We start from the raw sequence: 26,543 nt of genomic DNA, 5'->3' as shown, positions 1-26,543 counted from the left end.
GACCCGGATCTATTCGCTGAGGGCGTCGGCGCGTTCCCGCAGATCGCGCAGGCGCACCAGCGAGGTCTCGATCTCGGTGAGGCGATACTCGCGGCGCTGCCCGGAGTGCACGGCCGCGGCCTCCTCGGCGGCGCGCAGCGAGGCGTCCACCGAACGCAGTGTCTCATTGGCGATCTCGGTGAAGTGATCGCGCAGGCTGCGCTGCACGGCGCGCAGGCGGTAGCGGGATTCCTTGGACACCTGGAAGATCACATCGTCCATGAGACGGGCCACCGCCACCTTGGCCTCGGCCTGGCGGCGCTGCTTGCGATTCTTGCGGTCGTCCCAGACCGCATTGAGGCCCAGCAGCACACCGGCGCCCGCGGAGTACACATTGACCAGGGACATGCCCAGCAGGCTGGTGGCCAGGCCGACCATGAGGATGCCGCCGTAGGAGCCGCGCAGCGCGGTCAGGAACTGTTCGGTGACAGCGGGTTTCGCGCTGATGAGCGAATCCAGCGGAGCCACGGGCTCGAGCACTTCCCCCACCTCGCCCGGATTATCCAGGCGCAGATCGGGAGTGGGGATACCGCTGTCGGGGAACTTGGCCGCCACCTGCTCGGACAATTCCACCGACCGGTAGTGGGCGATGACGAAGTTCTCCTCGACCGCCTCGCAGATCTTGGCGTCCAGGTCCGCGCCGAAGTCCGTCCAGCGCTTGGCCGGATCGCGCTTCATGATGTCGGCCTCGGCGTCCCGGATCAGGCTGCGCAGGCGATGGCGCAGATCGTGTTCGGTGTCGGCCATCAGCTCGGCCGCGCCGTCGGCCAGGGTGACCTGCCAGTTGGCGGTGCGCTGGCGGAGCTGTTCGGCTTCCTCGCGGGTGCGGCGCAGCTGCTCGGTGATGACGGAGTAGCGGCGCGGGTCGCGCAGGGTTTCGGCCTCGGTGCGCAGGGCCAGCGCCAGATGGTCGGTAATGAGGCGGATATCGCCCACGGCGGCCTCGGCGGCCACCGCGTCGGCGCGGCCCAGCACGTACCCGCGTAGGTGCTCGAGCAGTTGCGGCACACCGGATTCCAGATCCGAGCGCGGATTGCCGCCGGCCTGATCGTGCAGCAGCGCGGAGGCCGGGGCCACGGCGAAGGCCAGCCCGGCGTCGTCGAGCAGTTCGCGATCGCGCTGCTGGACCTGCGGCCACTGCGGATACCGGTCGATCTTGTTGAGCACGCAGATGACCGTGGGGCACACCTGCTGGATGCGCTGCAGCTGTGCGATCTGCTCGGGCGTGAACGCCGCGCTGGCGTCGGCGACATAGAGGACGGCGTCGGCCGCGGCGATGAGCGACCAGGTGGCCGGGGTGTCGGCCGGCGAGCCGGGGGCGTCCAGCACCACGAAGCCCTCGGCCAGCAGCGGACTGGGCTGGGTGAATTCGGCGCGGATGACATCCGGGTTCAGGGCCGCGGTGACGGTCAGCGGATCCACGGACTCGCGGACGGCGCGGCCGCCCTCGCCGGCCTTGACCAGGGTGGCGGTGGCCTGATCGCCGTACTCGGCGATGACCGGCACGCTGATCTCGCTGTCGGTGGCGCTGACCGGCGCGCCGACCAGGCTGTTGACCAGCGTGCTCATCCCGCTCTTGGCTTCGCCCACCACGACCAGGCGCACCCGCGGATCGGCGATGCGGGCGCGGGCGATCCCGAGCCGCGAGGCCAGATCGGCGCGGCCCGCGGTATGGGTGTGCCCGAGCAGCTCGTCGAGCAGCTCGAGCAGGGGACCCATCGCATCCGGATTCTTCACGACGGCAACGCGTTCAGCGCCGCTCACAGCAGCGTGACGTCATGTGCGCCGGAAACCGGATGGTGGGTCTCGGCGAAGGCGGCCTCGGGCATGAGGTTCGACGTCAGCGCCGCGTCGTGCACCTGGTAGAACGGGGTGGTGTCGGCGAGCGGCAGCGCGTGGTGGCCCGAATCCGAGACGTCCGCAACAGGTTTCACCGGCTTGGGCATATCCGGCATCGGCTTGGTGGTCAGCGGCGGCATGGTCGCGATGGTCGGATCCGGCACATCGATGGTGGGTTGCGTATCGATGGTGGGCGGCGTGTCCAGGGTCGGATGCGAATCGCCGGTCGGCACCGTCGGCTCGACGGTCGGCACCGTGACGGTCGTCGGCGGATTGCTCACCGTCGGCTGATGCGTCGGAATCGAGTCGTTGTCGTCGCTGGGCACGGTCACCGACGGGACGTCCACGTCATCGGTCGGGACGCTGGGCTGCGTGGTGAGGCCGCCGTCCGGGTCCGTACCGGTGGTCGGGTTGGTGACCACCGGCGCGGTGGTGTTGCCCGGACCGGTGCTGCCGCCGGGCGCGGTGGCGTGGCCCGGTGCGGTGGTCGCGCCCGGAGCCGTGGTGACCGCGGGCGCGGTGGTGAGGCCGGGCAGCTTGGTGGTGGCCGGGTCGGTCGCGCCGGGCAGCTTGGTGGTCGGCGCGGTCGGCGCCGTGGTCAGCAGCGACGGCGAATCCGCCGTCGAGGGGATGCTGATCTGCGGCGCGGAGGTGCCGGGCGCGGAGGTGAGCGGCTGGGCGATCATGGTGGCCGGCTTGTCCGGATGCTCCGCGACGACCGTCGGCTGCCGCAGGTCCAGCAGGGCCGGGGCGGTGGCGGCGGGCGCGGTCAGCGGCGAGACGGCCGGAGCGGCAAGCAGATTCGCGATCGGCTGCGAGGCGGCATCGGGCTGAATGGTGGTCTGCAGCGGAGTGGTCACCACCGGCTGCGCGACGGCGACCGGTACGACCGGAGCCGGCGCGGCGGCCACGGGGACGATCGGGGCCACGGCCACCGGGGCAACCGGAGCAACGGCGATGGGAGCGACCGGAGCGACAGCAACGGGGGCAACCGGCGCGACGGCAACCGGGGCGGGGGCGACCGGAGCGACAGCCGCCGGAGCGGTGGGCGCGACCGGGCCGATGGGGCCCGCCGGGCCGGGGGCGGGCGCACCGATACCGGCCGCCGGAGCGGAAGGTGCTGCGGGAGCACCCAATCCGGGGGCGCCGGCGCTCGGACCAGCCGCGCCGGGAGCATTCAGGCTTGGTCCGTGCACACCGGGAGCATTCGCGCCCGCACCAGGAGCGGTCGCACCGGCCCCCGGGCCGGTGGCGCCATTGGGCAGGCCGTTCGCGGGTACCGCCGCACCGCCGTTCGGTGCGCCGCCGACGGGAGCGGGCGCACCACCGTTCTGCGGATCAGCCTGGTGGCCGGGAGCATTCGCGGCCGCATTCGGCTCATCGAGGCCGCGTAGTCCGCCCAGGAACGAGGAACCGGGCTGTTCGGCCGCCTCGACGCCGGGCTTGTAACCCGGCGCATGGGCGATGCCATCGCTCAGATCGCGCCCGAACTCGTTGAACTGGTTGCCGATATTGCCGACGGCGATGTCCACGTTCAGTTCCGAGCGGACCCACACGCCGTCCAGGCCGGCATGCGCGTCGACTTCCCAGCTGGTCTTGACGAAAGCGCCGAAGCCTTCGCCGATGCCGTCGAAAGGCCCTGTGTGCGACGGATTCTCGAACCCGGATCCGGGCGGGGCGAACCCGCCGCTGTTCATTCCGGGCAGGTGCAGCCCCTCGGTGCCGGGCAGCTTGAGGCCCTGCATGTGCTGCAGGCCGCCGAGGAATCCGCCCTGGTCGTCGTCGAACAGCGCCGACTGCGGAGTGCCCAGCGGCAGCCCGAGCGCGGATTCGGAGGACTGCGAGCTCTCCAGCGGCATGCCGAGGGCATTGTGCGAGTCGTCGCCGTAGCCCAGTCCGAAGGCGGGCGTACCGGATTCGGGCAGGCCGAGGCCGCCGAAGCCGGCCATGGTCGCATCGCCCTGCCCGCCGAAATGGCCGGGGAAGAGACCGGCGTCGGTGCCGTACTGGCCGTTGTCGAACGGGTCTGCGACCGGCGAGGCGCCGCCGCTGTAGGGCAGCGCGTCCTCGGTGAGGTCGGGGAAGGTCAGGGTGGGGCTGGGCTCGTCCGGCTTGGGATCGTTCACCTGGGACCAGCCGACATTGCGGCTGTCGTGATTGATCGGCGCGCCGTTCTCGCCCTGGCTGCCACCGGCCGCGATGAGCGCGCCTCCGGTGACGTACGCGCCTGCCCTGGTCACCCGCGAGACCCCGGTGGCAATGCGGTACGCGGTGTCGCCCGCGTAGTCGTCGTCCGCACCGGATGCATCATCGAAGGGCAGATCACGTGTCATACAGGCTCCGCTCTCAGGTGAAGCGCGATCCGTCGTGACGGGCCGCCGTTTCAAAACTCGTTCACACCCTATTTCCGGATATCCGGTCTGTCACATCCACCAGGTCGGAGACGGTGTGCACAACGGTGTGAGAGACAGCTTGTCACTCGGTATATCTGTACGGAAGCCCCAGTTTTTCGCTGCGTAACGAACCCGGCGCAGCTGATATGCCCACCGGGCTCCCCCGTCGAAGATCGTTCGGCAGAACCTACCCCGCGATTGGCTTTCACAACAATGCCCTGCGGTGAAGTCGCCCAAACCCGGGACAGCACGATCCGGAGCAGCACCGTGCCCCGCCGCCGTCACAGCCCCAACCCCTCACGGCACAGTGCCCCGCTGCCGTCACAGCCCCAACCCCCTGACAGCACAGTGCCCCGCTGCCGTCAGGCAGCGGGGCACGGGAACCACAAGAGTTATTTCTTGGGCTTGTCGGCCGTCGACTCGGTCGACAGCGCCGCCACGAAGGCTTCCTGCGGCACGTCGACGCGGCCGATGGTCTTCATCCTCTTCTTGCCTTCCTTCTGCTTCTCCAGCAGCTTCCGCTTACGGGAGATGTCGCCGCCGTAGCACTTGGCGAGCACGTCCTTGCGGATGGCGCGAATGTTCTCGCGCGCGATCACCTTGGAGCCGATGGCCGCCTGGATCGGCACCTCGAACTGCTGGCGCGGGATGAGCTCGCGCAGCTTGGTGGTCATCTTGTGCCCGTAGGCCTGCGCGGCGTCCTTGTGCACGATGGCCGAGAACGCGTCCACGGCCTCGCCCTGCAGCAGGATGTCCACCTTCACCAGCGCGGCCTGCTGCTCACCGGCCTCCTCGTAGTCGAGCGAGGCGTAGCCGCGGGTGCGCGACTTCAGCGAGTCGAAGAAGTCGAAGATGATCTCCGCCATGGGCAGCGTGTACCGCATCTCCACGCGGGTCTCGGACAGGTAGTCCATGCCGAGCAGTTCACCGCGGCGGGCCTGGCACAGCTCCATGATGGTGCCGATGAATTCGGCCGGCGCGATGATGGTGCACTTGGTGATCGGCTCGTAGATCTCCCGCACCTTGCCTTCCGGCCAGAACGACGGGTTGGTGACGACGTGCTCGGCGCCGTCCTCCATGACCACGCGGTAGATCACATTGGGCGCGGTGGAGATCAGGTCGAGGCCGAATTCGCGCTGCAGGCGCTCGCGGGTGATCTCCATGTGCAGCAGGCCCAGGAAGCCGCAGCGGAAGCCGAAGCCCAGGGCGACAGAGGTTTCCGGCACATAGGTGAGCGCGGCGTCGTTGAGCTGGAGCTTGTCCAGCGCGTCACGCAGGTCCGGGTAATCGGAGCCGTCGAGCGGGTACAGGCCGGAGTAGACCATGGGTCGCGGCTCGCGGTAGCCGGTCAGCGCTTCCTTCGCGCCGTCGCGCGCGGAGGTGATGGTGTCACCGACCTTGGACTGGCGCACGTCCTTCACGCCGGTGATGAGGTAGCCGACCTCGCCGACGCCGAGACCCTGGGTGGGCTTGGGCTCCGGCGAGACGATGCCGATCTCCAGCAGCTCGTGGGTGGCGCCGGTGGACATCATCTTGATCTTCTGGCGCGGGGTGAGCTTGCCGTCCACCACACGCACATAGGTGACGACGCCGCGGTAGGTGTCGTAGACCGAGTCGAAGATCATGGCGCGGGCGGGCGCGTCGGCCTCGCCGACCGGCGGCGGCACTTGGCGCACCGCCTCATTGAGCAGTTCGGGCACGCCGACGCCGGTCTTGCCGGACACCCGAAGCACGTCCTCGGGCTCGCAGCCCACGATGTGGGCGAGCTCGGCGGCGTAGCGATCCGGGTCGGCGGCCGGCAGGTCGATCTTGTTCAGCACCGGGATGATGGTGAGGTCCTTGTCCATCGCCAGATAGAGATTGGCGAGGGTCTGCGCCTCGATGCCCTGGGCGGCGTCCACCAGCAGGATGGCGCCCTCACACGCCTCCAGCGCGCGCGACACCTCATAGGTGAAGTCCACGTGGCCGGGGGTGTCGATGAGGTGCAGGACGTAGTCCTCACCGTCGACTTGCCAGGGCAGCCGCACGTTCTGCGCCTTGATGGTGATACCGCGCTCGCGCTCGATATCCATGCGGTCCAGGTACTGGGCCCGCATGGCGCGCTCCTCCACCACACCGGTGAGTTGCAACATGCGATCAGCCAGGGTGGATTTCCCGTGGTCGATATGGGCGATGATGCAGAAGTTCCTGATCCGGGACGGATCGGTGAACGTCGTATCGGCGAAGCTGCTAATCGGAGTCACTCCTCGGCATGGCGAAACAGCGGCATGTCAACCCCGAAGTCTACGGTGCGCGTACCGGCGAACCGCCGCTAGGCTGCCGACCATGGCCGGCAGATGGAATGCTCTGGGGAAGCAGTTGGGAATCGTGGCTAAGGAGCAGGGTTCCCAGCTCGTCCGACAGCAGGCCCCGAAGTTGATCGGGCGGATGCAGAAGTCGTCGATGTGGGATCGGGCGATGAAGGCGGTGACGACGCCGAAGGCGGGACCGGGGGTCTCGGTGCGGCCGACCTCCTCGGCGGGGGTGCCGTCCCGGGAACGCGCCCGGCAGATCGTCTACAGTCCGCAATTGGACGGCCGCGCCGATCCCGGCGAAATCGTCTGGACCTGGGTCCCTTACGAGGAGGACCCGGGCAATGGCAAGGACCGTCCGGTGCTGGTGGTCGGCCGCGAGCGCAATACCCTGCTCGGCCTGATGCTCTCCTCCAATGCCGACCACGCCCATCACTCGAACTGGGTCGGCATCGGCGACGGGCCGTGGGATCATGCGGGCCGCCCCAGTTGGGTGCGCCTGGACCGGGTTCTCGATGTGCCGGAAGCGGGGATCCGCCGCGAGGGCGCGATCGTCCCGCGCAAGACCTTCGATCTGGTCGCGCATCGGTTGTGCGCCGAATATCACTGGTACTGAACGAAAGCGCCCCGCTCGACCACTTCCCGATACGACCCGTGCCCCGTTTCCACCGGAAACGGGGCACGGAATTCGCCGAAAGGCTGTCAGCTCGCCATATTCCGCGACCGACCGAACATGAGGCCGTAGACCAGGCTGCCGAGCACGCCGCCGATCAGCGGGAAGACCACGAACACCCACAGCTGAGCGGGTGCGCCGTCCTGGAAGAAGGCGACGGCGATACTGCGAGCCGGGTTCACCGAGGTGTTGTCGACCGGAATCGAGATCAGGTGGATCACCGCGAGGGTGATGCCGATGGACAGGCCCGCCAGGGGGACGTCGGAGAGCTGGTCGGTGGAGGCCAGCACCACGAAGACCAGCAGCGCGGTGAGGATGACCTCGACGGTGATGGCGGCGGCCAGCCCGTAACCGTCGACGGTGACCCCGCCGAGTTCGATCTTCGCGGGACTGTGCGCGCCCCAGCCGTTGGCGCCGAGGCCGTCGCGAGCCCGGTTGTAGGAGGGCAGGTTCTGGGCGATGGCGTAGAGGGCCACGCCGCTGAGCAGGCCGCCGACTATCTGAGCGAGCGCGTAGGCGCCGGCATGCGCGGCCGAGATCCGGCCGAGCAGGAACTGGCCGACGGTGACCGCCGGATTCACATGGCATCCGGAGATCGGCCCGATGGCGTAGACCAGGAACAACAGCGTGAAGCCGAAGGCCAGGGCGACGCCGAGGGCGCCCACCTTGTCACCGGCCAGCACCGCGGTGCCCACACCGCCGAAAACCAGCACGAAGGTGCCGAAACCTTCGGCGAACAGCTTCCGGCCCAGCGAAATCGGTTCCAGCTCCGATAGTTCTTCGACTACTTCCTGCGCTGTGGGAGACATCAGCCACCTTCCCGGTTCGTCCCGCCATACGGCGGAGAGCACCTGTGTCCTGCCGAATCACGCATCACGCGAGTCGAGTGATCTCCACCACCACCTCGAGATCGGTCGAGCCGCTTCCGCTGAAGATACCTTTCAGAGGCGGCACATCCGCGTAATCACGGCCCACCCCAACGGAAACGTGTTGCTCGGTCACCGGAATGTTGTTGGTCGGGTCGTAGCCCCACCATTGCCCGGTCCAGGCCTCCACCCAGGCGTGCATCTGCCCGGCCACGGTGCGCCCGACCTCGGCGGCCGGATCGGGATGCAGATAGCCGGAGACGTAACGGCTGGGAATCCCCATGCCGCGCAACAGCAGCAGGGTCAGGTGCGCGTAGTCCTGGCAGACGCCTTGCCGTTCGGCGAAGGCCTCCACCGCGGAGGTGTGCACCGAGGTCGCGCCGGCCAGGTAGCGCATTTCCCGGTGCACCCATTCCGCCGCGCGCACAACGGCTTTGGCGGGCGGCACGCCGCGGGCGAGCTGGCGGGCGACGGGTGAGAGGCGGCGTTCGCGCGGCACCTGGGGGGTGGGGGCGAGCAATTCGTCGAAGCGGTCGGCGACGGCGTCCTCGCGCAGTTCCTCCCAGGACAGCTCCTCGGGCGGGCCGGCGAACGGCTCGGTCTCCACCACCGAGGCGCTGGTGACCTCCAATTCGGTGTGCGGGGCGTGCAGGTCGAAGGCGGTGACGGTGGTGCCCCAGTAGTCGGTGTAGCGGTAGGAGCGGGTCGAGGGCACGGTGTCGACCCGGCTGAGGATCACGTTCTGCCGGCTGTCGGCGCGCGGGCTCAGCCGCGCCTCGTTGAACGACCGGGTGACCGGCGCGTCGTAGACATATCCGGTGGTGTGCACCACCCGCATCCGCCAGCTCATGCTGTGTCCTTTCGGCACGAGCGGGGGGCCTGCGTGGTTACGCAGGCTGCCGCCTCCGGCCCTGACCCGCTCATGCCTGCTCCTGCACCTGAAAGTTGTTGCGCCCGTGCAAGCCCGTCCAGGCCACCCAGGATTCGGCGTGGAAGTACTGCAGGGCCACGGCTTCCCCGACCTCGCGGCAGGTCTCCTGCAACCAGAGCAGGCGGCTGGGCAGGTCCTCCAGCAGCACCAGCGAGGGCAGGAACTCCAGTTCGCTGCGGGCCCGGCCGAGCAGGCGATGCGCTTCGTGGCGGGCGGCGAAACGGCTGTTGGGGCGTTGATCCAGTTCTTGCAGACAGGTTTCGGCGACGCGCAGGGAATGGAAGACCGAACGCGGGAAAAGGCGGTCCAGCAGAATGAATTCGGCGATCTGATTGGCGTCCAGGACGCCGCGGTGGGTGCGCAGATACGGGTCGTGCGCCCCGGCCGAACGCAGCACCGTCACCCAGGCCGGGGACGAGGTGCGATCACCGGCCCGCGAAAGCAGCAGGCGCACCGTCATATCCACGCGTTCGATGGATCTGCCCAGCAGCAGGAACCGGTAGCCGTCGTCGCGGCTGAGGGTGGAATCGGAGAGTCCGGCGAACATGGCGGCGCGGTCGGTGATGTAGTGGCAGAACTCGTGCGGGCCCAGGGCGCGGGCGGCGCGCTCGGCGGCGGCGAGCCCGTTGTAGGTCGCATTGAGGCATTCCCACATTTCGGTGGAGGTGACTTCCCTTGCGCCTCTGGCATTTTCGCGGGCCCTGCTGATGGAATCGACAATGGATCCACCGTGGTCGCGGCCGAAGGCCACCAGCTCGGTCACCGACCAGACGTCGAGTTCCGCCGCGGGCGGTTCGATGCCGAGGACCTTGAGCAGCACCCGTGAGGTTCTGTCCGGATCGACGGTCGCGTCCTCGAGCAGTTGATGCACCGCGACATCGAGAATGCGTGCCGTGTACTCGGCGCGTTCGATATAGCGGCCGATCCAGAAGAGGGATTCGGCATTGCGCGCCAACATGATGCTGCGCCCTATCTGTCGTCACTGTTGCTGTTGGCTCGCCCGCGTCGGTGAGGGCTCCCGGGATTGATCGCGATCCCGGGTGATGTGCAGTTCGCTCACCAGCTGCTCGCCCGCCAGTTCGCGCTGCTCCACGGAGGTTCTCGGGGCCAGCACCCAGGTGTCCTTGCTGCCGCCGCCCTGACTGGAGTTCACCACCAGGGAGCCGTCCGGCAGCGCCACCCGCGTCAATCCGCCGGGCAGCACCCAGATGTCGTCGCCGTCGTTGACCGCGAAGGGGCGCAGGTCCACATGCCGCGGCGAGAGCCGGCCGCCGATCTTGCTCGGCACCGTGGACAGCTGCACCACCGGCTGGGCGATCCAGCCGCGCGGATCGGCGCGCACCTTGCGGCGCACGGCCTCGAGTTCCTTCGCCGTGGCGTCGGGGCCGATGACGATGCCGTAGCCGCCGGAGCCCTCGACGGGTTTCACCACCAGTTCCGCCACCCGGTCGAGCACCTCGTCGCGCTCGCCGGGCTCCCAGCAGCGATACGAATCGACATTGGGCAGCACCGGTTTCTCGCTCAGGTAGTACTCGATGAAGGCGGGCACATAGGTGTAGACGAGTTTGTCGTCGCCCACGCCGTTGCCGACGGCATTGGCCAGCACCACGGTGCCCGCGCGGGCGGCGTTCAGGATCCCGGCCACGCCGAGCATGGAGTCGGGGCGGAACTGCATGGGGTCGAGGAAGGTGTCGTCGATGCGCCGGTAGACGACGTCGACCTGCCGCTCGCCGGCGGTGGTGCGCATGTAGACGACATTGTCGCGGCAGAACAGGTCGCGGCCCTCGACCAGTTCCACGCCCATCTGCCGGGCCAGCAGCGAATGCTCGAAGTAGGCGGAGTTGTAGACGCCCGGGGTCAGCACCACCACGGTCGGGTCGGCCTCGTTCGGCGCGGCGGCCGAGCGCAGGGCGCGCAGCAGATGGGCCGGATAGTCGCCGACGGCGCGCACCCGGTGCGAGGCGAACAGGTCCGGGAAGACGCGGGCCATGGTGCGGCGGTTCTCCATCACGTACGACACCCCGGACGGGGAGCGCAGATTGTCCTCCAGCACCCGGAAGTCGCCGTGCTCGTCGCGGATCAGATCGATGCCGGCGACGTGGATGCGCACGCCATTGGGCGGGAACAGGCCGGCGGCCTCGCGGTGGAAATGCGCGCAGGAGGTGACCAGCCGTTTGGGGATGACCCGGTCGCGCAGGATGGTCTGCTCGCCGTACACATCGGCGAGGAAGGCCTCGAGGGCCCGCACCCGCTGTTTGATGCCGCGCTCGAGCTTGGTCCATTCGGTGGCGGCGATCACCCGCGGCACCAGATCCAGCGGGAAGGGCCGCTCCTGGCCGGATAGGGAGAAGGTGATGCCCTGATCCACGAAGGCGCGGTCGAGCGCCTCGGCGCGGGCCGCCAGATCCGCGGCGTCGATGGTGCACAGGGCGGCGTGAATGCCCCGGTAGGCGGGGCGCGGTTTGCCGGAGGAGTCGAACATCTCGTCATAGGCCCGGTCGTAGCGGCCCGGCCGGTATCCCGCGAAGACCCCGAGCGCCGCATCGTCGATCTCGGTGCGGCCGATCGGGGGTGGCACGGCCGCGGCCGGTTTCACTGTCCTGGGTGGACCCTGCGCGGCGGCGGGAGTCATGCAAAAATGGTCCATCACGCAGGGGCAACACGGTGTTGGACCGGGATAAATTTCTGGTTGCGGCCCTGTCGCGGACAGGGCCGATTTCATGCCGTGGCGTGTTGCCTGGTAACCTCGATCGTCGGTGCGGCGCTACGCCCTCTTCGTAGCGTGCACTCAAAGACTTTTCAGCCGGTTAAAACCACCAAGCGAAGGAACACGAGGAAACAGGCGTGGCCAACATCAAGTCCCAGATGAAGCGGATCCGCACCAACGAGCTTGCGCGTCAGCGCAACCAGTCGGTCAAGTCCGCGCTGCGCACCTCGATCCGCAAGTTCCGCGAGGCCGCTGCGGCGGGCGAGAAGGACAAGGCGCTCGAGCTGATGCGTGACGCGAGCAAGAGCCTGGACAAGGCTGCCTCGAAGGGCGTCATCCACGCCAACCAGGCCGCCAACAAGAAGTCGGCGCTGTCGCTGGCCTTCAACAAGCTCGGCTGATTCACCCCGGTATCCACCGGACTACACGCTTTGAACAACCGCCGTGGCCACGATGACCGCGGCGGTTTTGCTGTACCGCCTCTCCGGGACTTCAGCGCACGGCTCGGGAGCCGTCGACCGTCGTGCACGCGTGCCAGCGGTTGGGTGCCGAACCAATTCCGGGCATACCCGGTGAGTTACCCGGACCTTGCGAAATCAGTTGTCACGTTCCTCTCAGCCGTGCAACTTGCCGAACGTGGGCGGTTCGCAGCAGGATGGGCTGCGAAACGTCGGGGGCAATCGGATATCACCTGCGTTGGGAGTTGTCTTGCTTGGTAAGAAATCGTCCTGGGGTCGGGCCGCGCTGGCGGCCGGCGCCGTCGCTGTCGTGCTGAGCACGGGGGTCGGGACCGCGGGCGCCCGGCCGATCGGGCCGTTCGAAGTGGGCGGGGCCATCGAGGTCGCGTACGACCGGTCCGGCGGGCCGGGCGTGTTCGGCGATCCGGTGGGGCCGGAGCTGGACGCCGCGGGCGGGGGCAAGAAGCAGGACTTCGCCAACAACATCTCCATCTACTGGACGCCGGCGACGGATGCGCATGCCGTCGGCGGGGCCATCCGCGAGAAGTGGACCGCTCTCGGCTCGGAGTCCGGGACGCTGAAGTACCCGACCGCGGATGAGGGGGCGACCGCCAAGCCCGGACGGTTCCAGACCTTCCAGGGTGGTGCGGTCTACTGGTCGCTGGGCACCGCGGCGCACGCGCTGACCGGCGTGATCCTGCAGAAGTACGGGCAGGTCGGCTGGGAGAACAGCCCGCTGGGCTTCCCCATTACCGATGTCGCCAAGACCACCACGGACAACGGGCTCTACGGGCTGTTCGAGGGCGGCGCCATCTACTCGACGCAGAAGTCCGGCACCCATGTCATCTGGGGTTCCATCCGCGACGAGTGGGTGCGCAATGGCGCGGAGAACGGCCGCTACGGCTTCCCCACCAGCGATGAGTACGACTACAACGGCGGTAAGGCCCAGGACTTCCAGGGCGGCAAGATCACCTGGTCGCCGTAGTTCAGGCCGACTCGCGCAGGTCGAGAATGCGCGCGAGGGCATGCTCGAGCGCGTAGTTGGTATCGGCCGCACCGCCCTTGACGTCCGCGTTGAGGGCGGCCACCACCTGCAGCGCCTGACCGATGGATGCGGCCGTCCAGCCCCGTGATTGGGCCTGCGCCTTCTTCACCTTCCACGGCGGCATGCCGAGATCGCCGGCCATCTTGAACGGGTCGCCCCGGCCGGCCGATCCGACGCGGGCAATGGTGTGCACCGAATCGGCGAGCGCGTCCGCGAGCAGTACGGCGGGCACGCCGCGATCGGTGGCCCAGCGCAGCGCCTCCATGGCCGCCGGGCGATCGCCGGAGACCGCCAGATCGGCCACATCGAAGCCGGAGACCTCGGCCTTGCCCGAGTAGTACCGGTGCACCGCCGCGAGATCGACCTTGCCGCCGGTATCGGCCACCAACTGCGAACTGGCCGCGGCCAATTCCCGCAGATCCGAGCCGATCGCCTCGATCAGCGCCTGCACCACATCGGCCGACACCCGGACGTTCTGCGCGCGGAATTCGTTGCGCACGAACTCGACTCGCTCACCGGCCTTGCTGACCTTGGCGCAGTTGTGCACGACCGCGCCCAGCTTCTGCAAGGCCGGCGCCAGCGCTTTGGCCCGCCCGCCGCCGGTGTGCAGCACCACCAGCACCACGCCGTCGGGCGGGGAGGCGGCGGCGTCCTGGATCACCGATACCGCGTCCTTGCCGGCCTCGGCGGCGGACTCCAGCACGATCACCCGGTCCTCGGCGAACAGAGAGGGGCTGAGCAGCTCGGCCAGTTCCGCGGTGCTCGCATCGCCGGCCCGCAGCCGGTCCACCGGCATCGAATCCGGTTCCGGGGTGGTGGCCCGAGCCTGTGCGGTAATCGCCGAAACCGCCCGCTCGATCAGCAATTCCTCTTCACCGAGCACGAGATGCAGGGGCGCGGGTCGTTGGCTCACACAGCGATCCTACGAGCCGCCCCCGACACCCGGCCGCCGGGATCACGGGCTCGCCGGATCCGGATCGCCTAATGACCGGTCGCGGGCGCGGGTTCGCCCATGAGATGTGCGCGGCCCCAGGCTTCCAGCGGGAGCAGCGCATTGTTGAGCAGTTCGCCCAGCGGGGTCAGCGAGTACTCGACGCGCGGGATCAGCTCGTCGTAGACCTCGCGGTGCACGATGCCGTCGGCCTCGAGTTCGCGCAGCTGGGTGGTCAGCACCTTCTCCGAGACGCCCGGGACCTGGCGGCGCAGTTCCCCGAAGCGGTGCGGGCGCTCGCTCAGCGGCCAGAGGATCATCATCTTCCACTTGCCGTTCAGGACCGAAAGAGTGGCGTCGAGCCCGCAGGTGTAGGCGCCCGGTCGGCGTGTGATCGGCACCACGTGCCCCTTTCCGCTGCCTGTTGACTTACCCGGAGGTGCGTACCCACTTCCCTGTGCGTACTTGAGCGCCCCGGATGCGAGGCCCAGAGTAGCGCTCATGTCGGTTCACTCGAACTCCTCGCTCACCGTCCTCGGCCTCGGCGATATGGGCTCGGCCCTGATTCGCTCGTGGCTCGCCGCCGGATACGCCGTCACCGTCTGGAACCGCAGTGCCCGAACGGTTCCCGAGGGCGCGACGCCCATCGCCACGGCGGCGGCCGCCGTCTCCGCCAACTCGCTCGTCGTGGTGTGCCTGCTCGACGACGCCTCGGTGCGCGCCACCCTCGGCGGCATCGATCTCACCGGCCGCGACATCGTCAACCTCACCACCAGCACGCCCGCCGAAGCCCGTGCGCTCTCCGAGTGGATCACCGCGCGCGGCGGCCGTTTCCTGGACGGCGGAATCATGGCCGTCCCCTCCATGATCGGCGTCCCCGACTCCGGCGCGTACGTCTTCTACAGCGGCTCCCCCGAGGCCCACGAGACGCACGCCGAGGCCCTGTCCGTCCCCGCCGCCGTCACCTACGTCGGCGCCGACCCGGGTTTCGCCGCCCTCTACGACATCGCACTGCTCAGCGGAATGTGGGGCATGTTCGCCGGCGCCGCACACGCTTTCGCCTTGATCGACAAGGAGAACATCGACCCGGTGGAGTTCGCCCCTCTGTTGGTCGGCTACCAGCAGGCCATGGCCGCCTACGCCTACGGCACCGCCGCCCAGCTGGCCAGCGGCGACTACGCCGAGGGCGTCGAATCGAACCTCTCGATGATGGCCACCACCAACGGAACCCTGCTCCGCACCGCCGCCGAGCAGGGCGTCAGCCCCGAACTCCTCACCCCCTTCATGGCCCTCATGGACCGCCGAGTAGCCGAGGGCGGCGGCAAGGAATCCACCACCGGCGTGGTAGACCTCCTCCGCCGTTAGCGATCGCCTTCTTTCGTTCGCGCCGAACGGAATTCAAGGGCGAGCAATACCACCGTACAGGCGACGGCGGCCACGAGGCCGGACCGAATGCCGGTGGGCAGCACGACGGATGCGCCGAGTGCGGCGGCACGCTCGGAGACCGTCAACAGCCACCACAGCGGCGGAGCGGTGCAATGCAGTACCAGCTCCGCCAATGGCGGCCACACCGGTGATAGCACCGCACCGATCGCACCGAGCACGGTGATCGGCGCGATCACCGGAGCCACCAGCACATTCGCCGCGATGGCTACCAGGCTCAAGCGTCCGGTCAGCGCGATGACGATCGGCGTGGTGACCACGAAGGCCGCCGCCGAGATGGCGACCGCATCCGCCACGCCGCGCCACCATCCGTGCGCCCGAAGCCATTCCGACCATCCGGGCGCGAGCAGCACCAGCCCCGCGGTGGCGAGCACCGATAGTGCGAACCCGATATCCACGGCCAGCCCCGGAGACCAGCCGATCAGCCCGATCACCGCCGCACACAATGCGGGTAGCGCCTGTTTGCGGCGGCTGGTGACCAACGCCAGCAAGGCGATCGCTCCCATGACGGCGGCGCGCAGCACGCTCGGCGAAGGTCGCGCCAGCACCACGAACATCAGCAGTGCAACTGCGGCCGCTACCGCCCCGACGCGCGGATCCACCGTCAAAGCACGCATCGAAAGCAGTACCGCGCCTAGCAAGATGGTGATGTTGGCGCCGCTGACAGCGGTCAGGTGCGCCAAACCGGTTTCCCGGAAGTCCTTGCGCACCTGCTCCGCCAGCCGCGACGTATCACCGAGGGCCAGGCCCGGAAGGAGCCCCGCCGCTTCGGCGGACAATGCTCTCCCCGCCGCGTCCGCGAAATCCCCGCGCACCTCCCCCGCCGCGCGCTGCCACCAGGGCGGCACTCCCGCTCGCGTGGGCGGCCCTTCCGCCCGCAGTACCGCCACGGTCAGATCGGATCCCCACGGTCGATCGACCCGAGCCCGGAACACCACCTCCTGTCCCGGAAGCAGATCCCGCCAGCCATTCCTCGACGCCAGCACCACCACCCCTCCCCCGCCTACCACCCGTTCCGCACCCCGCCGGAACTCGACCAGCTTTCCCTCCACCAACAGCTTCCGCCCACCGAACCGCCTGGCCGACAGCTCTTTCGGATCGTCCGCCGCCACCACGGTCACCCACACGTCCTCCCCCACCGCCGACCGCAGCGGATGCGCCTGCACCCGATACTCCCGCCAAGCCCCCGCCACCCCATACCCCGCACCAGCCACCACCGCCGCCAACAGCACGAGAACCAGTCCCCTCCGCCGGTTCTCGCCCCGCCGGTTCTCACCCCGCCGAATCCCCCACCACCACAACCCGATAGCCACCACCCCACACCCCACCGCCACCCAAACCCCGGCCCGCCACCCCGCAACCACAGCCACAATCGTTGCGCCCCAACAACACACCGCCGCCGGCACCAACCGCGCATCCAACACCTCCTCCAACTCGACCAACCCGCGCTCGTCGGGCGTATCGCTCATTCGACGCTCTGCCATCACGTCGCCCTCACCGCGTAGCCGCGCGACCGCTCTACCGCACCAAGCTCCGCCGCCGATCCAGCGCGGTCCGGCCTCTGGTCCGGACAATCCCCTCCATCGCCTGGATCGGCTTCGCCCCAATGCTTGTCGTATTGCCGGATACTGCCGGTCATTCCCGCACCACCCAGCGCAACCAGGCCCGCACAGCCGCAACCAGCACCAGCGGCGCCCCTAAGACATCACGGGCATCCAGCAACCTCCACCCACCACCGGCCGCACTCCGCTCGCCACGTCGGCACCCGGGCCCGATGCTGCGCGCCCCGGCCTCCTCGGCGGTCATATCGTCGCCGCCGCGTGGATCAGGGGCCACCTCAACGCGCGCTGCGACGACAGCCCGCGCGCGGGTCGACTTGTGCGATACAGCGGGGCCACCACGGCGCCGCCGTACTTCATGCCGCCCGAGGTTTCCCGCACACGGACACCGGCGGTGAGGTACTTGTACTGCCGCCGCCAATGGCGCGCGCCCATCGCGCTCTGCACCGGGACAGCGGTACTGGGGCTCGGGGCGGTCATATCGTCACCACCTCGCGCAGGCGGGTGAGGCGGGCGGGGCCGATGCCTTCGATTTCGGTGAGTTGTTCTATGGCGGTGAACTTTCCGTTCTTGGTGCGCCAGGCGACTATGGCGCGGGCGGTGACGGGGCCTACGCCGGGGAGGGCCTCGAGGTCGGATTCGGTGGCGGTGTTCAGATTGACCTTGGTGGCTGGAGAACCGGAGGGGCGGGGAGTGCCGGGCGGCTTCTGGGCGGGGGCGGCGAGGGCGGCATTGACTACGGTGCTGCCGACTTGTTGGGGGCGGGGGTCGGTCTTGCCGATGACGATTTGGTCGCCGTCGCACAGTTGCTGGGCGAGGTTGAGGCCGGACAGGTCGGCTTCCGGGTGGGGGACTGCGGCTTTCACGGCGTCGGCTACGCGGGCGCCGGGCGGGAAGCGGCGGAGGCCGCCGAATTCCACCAGGCCCACGACGCTGACCACCACCTCGCCCGTGGCCGATGGACGGGCGTCGGGCGTTGTACTGGGCGGGGCTGCGCCGGGAGCCTGAGCCGTCGATGTGGTCGCGCCGGCCGGTGCGATGGGCGGAACCGCGTGCACCACCGGCTTTTCCCGCAGGGAGACGATGGCGGTCAGGAGGATGGCCAGCGCCGCGATGACGGCGAGGATCACCGCGCCGCGTGGGCCGGGATCCCAGCGGGTGCCGCGGAATCGATCCGGCACCAGCCGCTCGTGCCAGGTGGCCTGATCCACGGATTCGTCGTCCCAGCGCGGCGGGTGGGGCGGGCTCGGGGTGAATTCTCTTGGGCCGTAGGCGCGTTTCGGGTCGGTGAGGTCGTCGAGTCTGCGGCGGGCCCGGGTGCGTTCATCGATTCGTGGCATGGGGCGACGGTAGGACGATGGGCGTGCTCGGCCCCGGGCGGCGACCTGGGGTTTCGGAAAGTCTGTGGATAGCGCGAGTGGTTGTGAAAATCCAGCCGTTCGACCGGATAGTTCGTGTCACGAACTGGATGTAAGCTCGGCTGCGGCACTCACAGCGGCATCGACGACGCCCCGCAGCTGCTGCGCATGATCCAGCAGGCCGACCGCGACAAGCTGGATATCTTCTCGATGTCCGACCACCCCTACTTCGGCGCTCGCCTGGACGCCTACGCCGCCCTGGGCTTCGTTCTCGGCCAGACCCGATACATTTCAGGCTTCGCCAATGTCACCAACCTGCCGACCCGCCCGCCCGCCATGCTGGCCCGCACGGTGACCTCCCTGTCGGCCCTGTCCGGCGGCCGCGTCGTCCTGGGCATGGGCGCGGGCGGCCTGTGGGACCGCATCGCCGACATGGGCGTCCCCCGCCTGTCCCCCGGCGCCGCCGTCGACGCCTTCGAGGAAGCCATCACCCTGGTCAAACTGCTGGGTGGCGGCGGCGACCCGGTCACCTTCCAGGGCCGCCACTACCGGGTCACCGACATCGAACCGGCCCCCGTCCCCACCCCGCCGGTGTGGACCGGCTCGGTGGGCACGAAGTCCCTGGCCGTCACCGGCCGCGTGGCCGACGGCTGGATTCCGGGCCACGCCGCCGACTGGCTCAGCGACCGCTACCGCACCTCACGCCCGATCATCGACGAAGCGGCGGCCGCCGGCGGCCGCGACCCACGCGAGATCCGCACCATCTTCAACCTCCCGGGCCGCATCACCGAGCGCCCCTCCCCAGCCCGCGCGACGAAACCGGCCGCTGGCTCGGCGGCTCCCCCGACCAGTGGATCGAAGAACTCACCGACGCCGTGATCAACCACGGCGCAGCAGGTTTCACCCTCTTCTCCCCCACCGGCGGCGCCCAGGACAGCACCTCCCTCGCCCGCTGGGGCCAGGAGATCGCCCCCGCCGTGCGCGAAGCGGTGGCCCGCGCCAAGTCCGCGGTCTAGCCGCAGCCGCCCGGAACCACCAGTGCGCCAACGGCTCCCATGCCGAGGTGCACGCCCAGGGTGGGGCCGAATTCGGCGACGATGAGTTCGCGGATGCCGGGGATGAGGTCGCGGAGTTGGGCGGCGATGGTGGTGGCGGCTTCTTCGGAGCCGAGGTGCTGGACGGCCACCGCGGCGCCGTCTTCGCCGGCGGCGTCCACGGCGGCTGCCACGAGTTTGGTGAAGGCCTTGGAGCGGGTGCGGGCTTTTTCGCGGAGTTCCAGGCGGCCGTCGACTATTTGGAGGATGGGCTTGGTGACGAGTTCGGTGCCGAAGAAGGCGGCGGCGGTGCTGAGGCGGCCGCCGCGGCGGAGCTGTTCGGTGCGGTTAACGACGATGAAGGCGCGGCCGCGGGTGGCGGCGGCCACCGCGGTGTCGTAGACGACGTCGAGGTCGGCGCCGGTGCGGGCGCGGCGGGCGGCGGCCAGGACGGGCAGGCCGGTGCCGAGGCCGGCGCTGAGGGAATCGACCAGGCGGACCTTAGCGGCGGCGTCCATATCGCGGACGGCTTGGCGGCCGGCTTCCCAGGTTCCGGAGAGCTGGCGGGAGATGTGCACGGCGACGACGCCGTCGCCGTCGCTGAGTTCGAGGGCGCGCTCGTAGGCGGCGCGCAGATCGCCGGGTGAGGCCGAGGACGTGGTGACCGTGGACGAGCCGTAGTCGATATCGCAGGGGTCGACGCCCTCGCGGATTTCCCGGTCGTCCACGAGAACGTGCAGGGGGACGGCGAGAATGCCGAGATCCGCGGTGAGGTCGGCGGGCAGACTGGCCGACGAGTCGGTGACAACCACGACGGCCATCGGCTAGCTGACCACCTCGCGGGAGGAGACCTCGGCGAGGACCTTCACCATGGCGCGGGCGACCTCCTGGTGGCCTTCCCAGCCCCAGTGGATGCCGTCCGGATTGGCGGGGCCGTGGAAGACGTTGTCGCGCACGGCTTCACCGAGGTCAACCAGCGGAACGGAGTTCTCCGCGGCCCATGCCGAGACGGCCCGCACCATGGGCTCGCGGCCCTTGTGCACGCTCGCGTACGCGTCGCACTTGTGCACGGACGGCAGCACTCCCACCACCGGCAGCTCGGGACGCAACTGCGCGAGGGCGTTTCGCGACTGTTCGAGGTAGTCGACACTCACCGAGGGCGGCAGCGCCACCGGCCACCCCAGCGGGGAAAGCTTGGGCTGCAGCCAGTTGTAGATGTCGCGCACCCGGCGGCGCAGGCCGGCCGGTCGCACATAGCGGATGAGCTCGCGCAGCGCGGTGGGCAGCGGCGAGGGCAGCGAATCCATGCCGGCGGTCGCGAAGACCACGGCCCCGGCGCGCGGGACGGCCGCCCACACGCGCGGGTCGCCGATCAGCGCCCAGTAGGCGTCGCGGCAGGTCCAGCCGATGCGGGCGATCAGCTCCACATCCCAGTCCAGTTCGGCCGCAACGAGGTTCGGCCAGATCTTCGGATGGTCGGCGGGCAGCCCGCCCTTGGGCCCGAAGTAGGCCAGCGAGTCGGCGATGACCAGCAGGACCGGTTTGCTCCCCGGATCGCCGGCCGCATCCGCCACGACGCCGTCGGAGGACGACGCGGGATCGGCGGAACTGTCAGAGGACATCCGGTGCTACTTTCGCCAGCGCATTCCATACATCGAGCCGCCAGGCGGGCTGTTCGATACTCGGACCGTGGCTGGTGAGCTGCACCCAGCTGGTATTGGCGAGCCCGCCGAGGACAGGCCAATGCTGGTGCGGGAGGTCGAGTACCGCCGCGGTCAGCGCCGCGATGAGCCCGCCGTGCGCAACCAGCATGATGGTACGGCCCGGCCAGTCCTCCCGCTCGGCCAGCAGCTCCTGCACCACGGGCAGGGCGCGCAGGCCGACCTCGATCTTGGATTCGCCGCCGGGCGGGGTGAAGGTGGGGTCGAGCCGCCAGGCCTTGCGCGCCCCCGGGTACTGGGCGTCCACCTCGAGGTGGTTCATGCCCTCCCATTGGCCGAGGCTGGTCTCGCGCAGCCGCACATCGGTGACAACCGGCATGGCGGCGTGATCGGCGACGGCGAGCGCGGTTTCGTGGGCGCGCTTGAGGTCCGAGGAGGCGATGTGGATGAGATCGTCGCACGCCATATCGCGGGCGCAGTCCTTGGCCTGTTTGCGGCCGATGTCATTGAGTTCGACATCGATCTGCCCCTGCATGCGGTCGGAGGCATTCCATTCGGTCTGCCCGTGGCGCAACAGGATCAGTCGCCGGACGCCAGGATGCTTCTTGCTCACTAGTCGTCCCCGGCCTCGTCGTCCCCGCCGGCCGCGGGCGCGGCGCCCGGCGCGCCGAGCCCCTCGATCGGCACCTGCGGGCAGTCCTTCCACAGCCGCTCCAGGCCGTAGAAGTCGCGCTCGTCATTGTGCTGGATGTGGATGACGATCTCGATGTAGTCGAGCAGCGCCCACCGGCCCTCGCGGGTGCCCTCGCGGCGCACCGGCTTGTATCCGGCCTCGCGCAGCTTCTCCTCGACATTGTCGACGATCGCGTTGACCTGGCGCTCGTTCGGCGCGGAGGCGATGACGAAGCAGTCGGTGATGACCAGCTGCTCGGAGACGTCCAGCACCACCACATCCGAGGCCAGCTTCTCGTCGGCCGCCAATGCGGCCACCGTTGCCATCTTCAAAGCTTCGACGGATGCGCTCACCCTGCTGCTACCTTCCCGTTGCTTCCCGGCCCGTACAGGTGCCGTTTCGATATGTATTGCACGACCCCGTCGGGGACGAGGTACCACACCGGTCTGCCTTCGCCCGCCCGCCGCCGGCATTCGCTGGAGGAGATCGCCAGGGCCGGAATCTCGACCATGGTGACCGTGCCCTCCGGGTAATCGCGGATGTGGTCGGCCAGATGGTCGATATTCAATTCGTACCCCGGACGGCTCACTCCGACGAATTTCGCCAGGGCGAACAGTTCCGACCAATCCTGCCAGGTGAGGATGCTGGCCAGCGCGTCGGCTCCGGTGATGAAGTACAGATCCGCGTCGGGATGCTGTTCGCGCAGTTCACGCAGGGTGTCGACGGTGTAGGTGTCCTTACCGCGATCCACGTCGGCGCGGCTGACGGTGAAGCGTGGATTGGAGGCGGTGGCGATGACCGTCATGAGATAGCGGTCCTCGGCCGGGCTCACCACCCGATCGGCCTTCTGCCAGGGCTGCCCGGTCGGCACGAAGATCACTTCGTCCAGGTCGAACCGATGCGCGACCTCACTGGCCGCCACCAGGTGACCGTGGTGGATGGGATCGAAGGTGCCGCCCATCACCCCCAGCTTGCGGCGCCTTGTCGTATGCACGAAAAGCGAGCTTACCGGGGGCGAACGGCGCGGCTGCGCAGCGAGGGGACACCACTGTGCGGCGAGTGGCTCACGCCTCGCCAATGGTCTTCATCTCCGGCAGCATCAGATGCTCGACCGCCGGCCACGGAACGGTGATGTGGATATTGCCCGCGGCGTGCGAGCCGATCTCCCCGAAATAGACGCGCAGGCCGTCCCGGGTGACCGCCCACTTCTCGTAATTGGCGGCATACGGCTCGACGGCGGCGCGAGAGTAGTTCTCGCCCGCCGCGGTCTGCGGCACCAGCACCGCGGCCTGCTCGGAGAGCACGTTCAGCGCGCCCTGGAAATCGGTGAACAGATCGGCGAGGTAAACCGGCTGACCGGTCGCCAGCCAGGTGTTGTGCGTGACGAACTCCTCGTACCCGTGCGCCGCGCCCTCCTTGTAGATCTCGACGCCGAGCTTCCCGCTGGCCACGTGCGCGCCGATGTAGACGACCTCGCTGTGCGCCGGGTAGACGGAGGTGACGTGGTCGACGTAGCCGATGTACTCGTCGGCGGACAGCCGCATGGCCTCGTTGAAGGAGGCGCGCTCGGTCTCGGTACCACCGGCAAGCTGCGGCACCCGCACCTCGTACTGATAACCCTTGACCGTGTATTCGGTCCCGTGCAGCCGGTCCGGGGTATCGGCGCGCGCGATGACGGCCCCCGACACCGTGGTCAGCACGGCGAAGACGAAGGCGAGCAGGATATGAGCAGCGGAGATTCGTTTCACCAGCCCACGGTGACCCCGCCGGCCAACGCTTCCCTAATGGCCGACTAACGAGTGATCAGCTCACGGCCGCTTGGATTTCGGGAGCTTCTCCACGATCGCGTCATAGGACTGGTCGATCAACTCGCGGAGTTCGTCGGCGGGGACCGCGCCGCCGATCTTGACAGCATTCCAGCCGTAGCGCCCGATGTAGTGCGAGGCCGAGACGTCCTCGGGGTACATGGCGACCAGTTCGTCGGCTTCCTCGCGGTTGCGGCCGCATTTGAGGCCGATGGCTTCGCCGCCGCCGAGGAAGGCGAAGATCTTGTCGCCGACCTTGGCGACGATATCGCCCTCCCAGGGTTCGTCCTGCCAGGCACCGGGTTTGGCCAGGCAGTAGGCGAGCAGTTCGTCCATCGGCTCCTCCTAGACCGGTAGCAGGCGGCCGACCACCGCGGTGAGCTGGCGGGCGGAGCGGCATTCGTGCATCTCGATGATGTCGGCGTACTTCGTGGCGGCGGAATCGCCGGTGCCCCACATCTTCTCGGCCTCCGGGTTGAGCCAGTAGGCGTGTTTGGCGACGCCGACCAGGCGTTGCAGGGTGTCCAGCGCCGGGTCGCGGTAGTTGGTGCGGGCGTCGCCGAGGATGAGCAGGGAGGTGCGGCTGGTGACGGCGTCGGGCCAGTTCTCGGCGAGGCTCTCGAGGGCGGAGCCGTAATCGGAGTGGCCTTCGATGCCGACGACGGTGGATTCGGTGAAGATGCGCTTGGTGATCTGGTCGAGCGGGGTGGTGGCGTCGAACAGGTGGGTGACCTCGTCCACACGGTCGACGAAGGCGAAAATCCTTACCCGCGAGAACTGTTCACGCAGGGCGTTCACCAGCACCATGGTGAAGCTGGAGAACCCGGCGACCGAGCCCGAGATATCGCACACCAGCACCAGATCGGGGCGGCCCGGGCGGGGTTTGCGGGTCACCAGGTTGATCGGCACGCCGCCGGTGGACATGGACCTGCGCAGCGTCTTGCGCAGGTCGATCTCGCCGCGGCGGGCGCGACGGCGACGAGAGGCCAAGCGGGAGGCCAGGATTCGGGCCAGCCGTTGACTGCTGCGGCGTAGTTCGTCGAGTTCGTGCTGCGAGATGCGCAGGAAGTCGGCGTCCTCGGCCTGACGCGCCACACCGTAGGTGGCGACCCGGTCGCGGCCGATGCGCTCGGCCACCCGGCGGCGGGTCTCGGCCTCGACGGTGAGCCGGAAGTCCTTGATGCGCTGGCGCGCCGCGCGCCGGTTGACCTCGGTGCCGAAGTCGGAGTCGTCCATGCCCCGGGCCAGCCCGGCGAGGATCTTGCTGACCAGGATGTCGGGCTGGAGATCCTTCAGCGTCTGATACGCGGAGAAGGAGGGCCCGCCCGCGGCCTGGTACTGCCCCATCTGCTCGACCATCTGCGCGGCCAGGGCCTGCAATTGCTGGGCCTGCTCGCCGGAGGGATCCTGGATGAGCAGCTCGGCCAGTATCTTGCGCAGTTCGATAATGTCGACGGAACCGTCCGGCCGGTGCGGGATTTCGACCTCCTCGGCCCCGATGCGCTCACCCAGCGCGGGTGGGAACCACAGGTCGAACATGCCGTCGAAGGTGGCGCGCTGAGTGGTGCGGCGCAGCAGCGCGCAGGCCAGGCCCTCGCGCAGCGCTTCGCGGTCCATCAGGTCCAGGACCGTGAGAACCTGTCCGGCATCGACGGTTTCGGAGGGTCCGACCGGAATTCCCCTGGCGCGCAAGGCTTCCACGAATGCGACCAGATGCCCCGAGATCCCGTGCTGCGCCGTCGGGCCGGGCAGCTCGGCGGCGGGCGCCGACGATCCGCCCGTCACGGCGCGCAGGGCCGCGGAGACCAGCCCGCGGGGTGTGTTCGCTCCACCGCCGGCCATGAGGTCAGGCCAGCTTCAGCTCGGACAGGGCGCGCACATGATCGGCCTGATGTTTGAGCACCACCCCGAGCGTGGCGCGCACGGTCTTGTCGTCGAGATCCTTGGCGCCCAGGGCGAGCAGCGTGCGCGCCCAGTCGATGGATTCGGCGACCGAGGGCAGCTTCTTGAGCTGCATTCCGCGCAGCACGTGCACGATCCGCACCAGCTGCGCCGCCACCGCGGGCTTGAGCTCGGGCACCCGGCTGGCCAGGATGCGGCGTTCCAGATCCTCGTCCGGGAAGTCGATGTGCAGGTAGAGGCAGCGCCGCTTCAGGGCCTCGGACAGCTCGCGGGTGGCATTGGAGGTGAGCACCACGAACGGTTTGCGGCTGGCGGTGATGGTGCCCAGTTCCGGCACGGTGACCGAGAAGTCGCTGAGCACCTCGAGCAGCAGGCCCTCGATCTCGACATCGGCCTTGTCGGTCTCGTCGATGAGCAGCACGGTCGGCTCGGTCCGGCGAATTGCCGTCAGCAGCGGCCGCGACAGCAGGAACTCCTCGGTGAAGACATCGGCCTTGGTCTCGGCCCAGTCGTTCTCCGAGGATGCCTGAATGCGCAGGATCTGCTTGGCATGATTCCACTCGTACAGCGCCCGCGCCTCGTCCACGCCCTCGTAGCACTGCAACCGCACCAGTTCGGCCCCCGCGACCTCGGCCACCGCCTTGGACAGCTCGGTCTTGCCCACACCGGCGGGGCCCTCGATGAGCAGCGGTTTGCCCAGCCGGTCGGCGAGGAAAACCGAAGTGGCGGTGCCCTTGTCGGCGAGATAGCCGGTCTTGGCGAGACGCTCGATCACATCGTCGACCGACGAGAAGATCGGCTCCTGATTCGGTGCGCTGGTAGGAGCCACTGGTGCTGTCCTTCCTCCGGGGCCGGGGCCGCCGAACTCAGGCCCGCTCGCTCCACTGTGCCTTATGCGGAGGTGTCGCCGGTAACCGGGACCGGCGACACCTCCG

At 68.9% G+C, this 26,543-nt stretch carries 27 protein-coding genes; 6 read left to right on the top strand and 21 right to left on the bottom strand.

Going from position 1 to position 26,543, the window contains the following annotated elements; translation table 11 throughout:
* Window positions 1–9: 9 nt before the first annotated feature.
* The 3 genes from ACYQ5L_RS09950 to lepA form a co-directional block, all read right to left on the bottom strand.
* Complete coding sequence (locus ACYQ5L_RS09950; protein ID WP_459957088.1) at window positions 10–1,758, bottom strand: dynamin family protein; 1,749 nt, start codon at window positions 1,756–1,758, stop codon at window positions 10–12.
* A 41-nt stretch (window positions 1,759–1,799) separates the two neighbouring features.
* Entirely contained in the window at window positions 1,800–4,211 is a 2,412-nt protein-coding gene (locus tag ACYQ5L_RS09945) for a DUF5585 domain-containing protein (protein WP_459957087.1), read from the bottom strand.
* A 452-nt stretch (window positions 4,212–4,663) separates the two neighbouring features.
* Entirely contained in the window at window positions 4,664–6,514 is a 1,851-nt protein-coding gene (gene lepA, locus ACYQ5L_RS09940; RefSeq protein ID WP_459957086.1) for a translation elongation factor 4, read from the bottom strand.
* A gap of 82 nt (window positions 6,515–6,596) precedes the next feature.
* Here lepA and ACYQ5L_RS09935 point away from each other — a divergent pair, with 82 nt between their 5' ends.
* Window positions 6,597–7,178, top strand: a complete 582-nt coding sequence (locus ACYQ5L_RS09935) for a type II toxin-antitoxin system PemK/MazF family toxin (RefSeq protein ID WP_459957085.1) — start codon at window positions 6,597–6,599, stop codon at window positions 7,176–7,178.
* A gap of 86 nt (window positions 7,179–7,264) precedes the next feature.
* Here the strand turns inward: ACYQ5L_RS09935 and ACYQ5L_RS09930 are convergent, their stop codons facing one another.
* From ACYQ5L_RS09930 to ACYQ5L_RS09915, 4 genes are all read right to left on the bottom strand, one after another.
* Window positions 7,265–8,044 carry an aquaporin gene (locus ACYQ5L_RS09930; RefSeq protein WP_459957084.1) on the bottom strand — a complete coding sequence of 260 codons (780 nt, stop codon included), beginning with the start codon at window positions 8,042–8,044 and terminating at the stop codon, window positions 7,265–7,267.
* A 64-nt stretch (window positions 8,045–8,108) separates the two neighbouring features.
* On the bottom strand, window positions 8,109–8,951 hold the full coding sequence (locus ACYQ5L_RS09925; protein WP_459957083.1) for a transglutaminase family protein: 843 nt from the start codon (window positions 8,949–8,951) through the stop codon (window positions 8,109–8,111).
* A 70-nt stretch (window positions 8,952–9,021) separates the two neighbouring features.
* On the bottom strand, window positions 9,022–9,990 hold the full coding sequence (locus ACYQ5L_RS09920; protein WP_459957082.1) for an alpha-E domain-containing protein: 969 nt from the start codon (window positions 9,988–9,990) through the stop codon (window positions 9,022–9,024).
* A 21-nt stretch (window positions 9,991–10,011) separates the two neighbouring features.
* Window positions 10,012–11,664: a circularly permuted type 2 ATP-grasp protein gene (locus ACYQ5L_RS09915; RefSeq protein WP_459957081.1), complete on the bottom strand. Its 1,653-nt coding sequence runs from the start codon at window positions 11,662–11,664 to the stop codon at window positions 10,012–10,014.
* A 212-nt stretch (window positions 11,665–11,876) separates the two neighbouring features.
* On the opposite strand from ACYQ5L_RS09915, the gene rpsT reads away from it, so the two are divergent.
* Window positions 11,877–12,140: a 30S ribosomal protein S20 gene (rpsT, locus tag ACYQ5L_RS09910; protein WP_459957080.1), complete on the top strand. Its 264-nt coding sequence runs from the start codon at window positions 11,877–11,879 to the stop codon at window positions 12,138–12,140.
* A gap of 307 nt (window positions 12,141–12,447) precedes the next feature.
* A complete protein-coding gene (locus ACYQ5L_RS09905; RefSeq protein ID WP_459957079.1) occupies window positions 12,448–13,182 on the top strand; it encodes an LGFP repeat-containing protein in 735 nt (244 codons plus the stop codon).
* Between the two features lies 1 nt (window position 13,183).
* On the opposite strand, the gene holA is transcribed toward ACYQ5L_RS09905, so the two are convergent.
* Both holA and ACYQ5L_RS09895 read right to left on the bottom strand, forming a co-directional pair.
* Window positions 13,184–14,155, bottom strand: coding sequence for a DNA polymerase III subunit delta (gene holA, locus ACYQ5L_RS09900; RefSeq protein ID WP_459957078.1), 972 nt, complete (start codon window positions 14,153–14,155; stop codon window positions 13,184–13,186).
* A gap of 68 nt (window positions 14,156–14,223) precedes the next feature.
* On the bottom strand, window positions 14,224–14,574 hold the full coding sequence (locus tag ACYQ5L_RS09895; protein WP_459957077.1) for a winged helix-turn-helix transcriptional regulator: 351 nt from the start codon (window positions 14,572–14,574) through the stop codon (window positions 14,224–14,226).
* 100 nt (window positions 14,575–14,674) lie between these two features.
* Here ACYQ5L_RS09895 and ACYQ5L_RS09890 point away from each other — a divergent pair, with 100 nt between their 5' ends.
* Window positions 14,675–15,538 (top strand): NAD(P)-dependent oxidoreductase, encoded by an 864-nt coding sequence (locus tag ACYQ5L_RS09890; RefSeq protein ID WP_459957076.1) that lies wholly within the window; start codon window positions 14,675–14,677, stop codon window positions 15,536–15,538.
* Here the strand turns inward: ACYQ5L_RS09890 and ACYQ5L_RS09885 are convergent.
* The 3 genes from ACYQ5L_RS09885 to ACYQ5L_RS09875 form a co-directional block, all read right to left on the bottom strand.
* Window positions 15,535–17,085, bottom strand: a complete 1,551-nt coding sequence (locus tag ACYQ5L_RS09885; protein ID WP_459963380.1) for a ComEC/Rec2 family competence protein — start codon at window positions 17,083–17,085, stop codon at window positions 15,535–15,537. The two genes, ACYQ5L_RS09890 and ACYQ5L_RS09885, sit on opposite strands and share 4 nt — an antisense overlap.
* A 333-nt stretch (window positions 17,086–17,418) precedes the next feature.
* Window positions 17,419–17,655, bottom strand: a complete 237-nt coding sequence (locus tag ACYQ5L_RS09880; RefSeq protein WP_459957075.1) for a hypothetical protein — start codon at window positions 17,653–17,655, stop codon at window positions 17,419–17,421.
* Entirely contained in the window at window positions 17,652–18,515 is an 864-nt protein-coding gene (locus ACYQ5L_RS09875) for a ComEA family DNA-binding protein (protein ID WP_459957074.1), read from the bottom strand. The genes ACYQ5L_RS09880 and ACYQ5L_RS09875 overlap by 4 nt, the downstream gene beginning before the upstream one ends.
* A gap of 114 nt (window positions 18,516–18,629) precedes the next feature.
* Here ACYQ5L_RS09875 and ACYQ5L_RS09870 point away from each other — a divergent pair, with 114 nt between their 5' ends.
* Complete coding sequence (locus ACYQ5L_RS09870) at window positions 18,630–19,412, top strand: LLM class flavin-dependent oxidoreductase (RefSeq protein ID WP_459957073.1); 783 nt, start codon at window positions 18,630–18,632, stop codon at window positions 19,410–19,412.
* On the top strand, window positions 19,409–19,549 hold the full coding sequence (locus ACYQ5L_RS09865; protein WP_459957072.1) for a hypothetical protein: 141 nt from the start codon (window positions 19,409–19,411) through the stop codon (window positions 19,547–19,549). The genes ACYQ5L_RS09870 and ACYQ5L_RS09865 overlap by 4 nt, the downstream gene beginning before the upstream one ends.
* Here the strand turns inward: ACYQ5L_RS09865 and ACYQ5L_RS09860 are convergent.
* The 9 genes from ACYQ5L_RS09860 to ACYQ5L_RS09820 all read right to left on the bottom strand — a co-directional run bounded on the left by ACYQ5L_RS09860 (window position 19,546) and on the right by ACYQ5L_RS09820 (window position 26,437).
* Window positions 19,546–20,388 (bottom strand): DegV family protein, encoded by an 843-nt coding sequence (locus ACYQ5L_RS09860; protein WP_459957071.1) that lies wholly within the window; start codon window positions 20,386–20,388, stop codon window positions 19,546–19,548. The two genes, ACYQ5L_RS09865 and ACYQ5L_RS09860, sit on opposite strands and share 4 nt — an antisense overlap.
* A 3-nt stretch (window positions 20,389–20,391) precedes the next feature.
* Entirely contained in the window at window positions 20,392–21,141 is a 750-nt protein-coding gene (octT, locus tag ACYQ5L_RS09855) for a diglucosylglycerate octanoyltransferase (protein WP_459963379.1), read from the bottom strand.
* Window positions 21,142–21,178: 37 nt separating this feature from the next.
* Window positions 21,179–21,841 (bottom strand): histidine phosphatase family protein, encoded by a 663-nt coding sequence (locus ACYQ5L_RS09850; RefSeq protein ID WP_459957070.1) that lies wholly within the window; start codon window positions 21,839–21,841, stop codon window positions 21,179–21,181.
* Entirely contained in the window at window positions 21,841–22,254 is a 414-nt protein-coding gene (rsfS, locus tag ACYQ5L_RS09845) for a ribosome silencing factor (protein ID WP_459957069.1), read from the bottom strand. The genes ACYQ5L_RS09850 and rsfS overlap by 1 nt, the downstream gene beginning before the upstream one ends.
* Complete coding sequence (gene nadD / locus ACYQ5L_RS09840) at window positions 22,251–22,895, bottom strand: nicotinate-nucleotide adenylyltransferase (protein ID WP_459957068.1); 645 nt, start codon at window positions 22,893–22,895, stop codon at window positions 22,251–22,253. The genes rsfS and nadD overlap by 4 nt, the downstream gene beginning before the upstream one ends.
* 70 nt (window positions 22,896–22,965) lie before the next feature.
* Window positions 22,966–23,649, bottom strand: a complete 684-nt coding sequence (locus tag ACYQ5L_RS09835; RefSeq protein ID WP_459957067.1) for an RsiV family protein — start codon at window positions 23,647–23,649, stop codon at window positions 22,966–22,968.
* 60 nt (window positions 23,650–23,709) lie between these two features.
* Window positions 23,710–24,042: an MmcQ/YjbR family DNA-binding protein gene (locus ACYQ5L_RS09830; RefSeq protein WP_459957066.1), complete on the bottom strand. Its 333-nt coding sequence runs from the start codon at window positions 24,040–24,042 to the stop codon at window positions 23,710–23,712.
* Window positions 24,043–24,051: 9 nt separating this feature from the next.
* Entirely contained in the window at window positions 24,052–25,548 is a 1,497-nt protein-coding gene (locus tag ACYQ5L_RS09825) for a vWA domain-containing protein (protein WP_459957065.1), read from the bottom strand.
* Window positions 25,549–25,552: 4 nt separating this feature from the next.
* Window positions 25,553–26,437 (bottom strand): AAA family ATPase, encoded by an 885-nt coding sequence (locus tag ACYQ5L_RS09820; protein ID WP_459957064.1) that lies wholly within the window; start codon window positions 26,435–26,437, stop codon window positions 25,553–25,555.
* Window positions 26,438–26,543 lie beyond the last annotated feature (106 nt).

It is taken from the genome of Nocardia sp. IFM 10818, from assembly GCF_054655275.1.
Note: the sequence above shows the minus strand (reverse complement) of the source record. Positions and strands in the feature narration are given on the sequence as shown.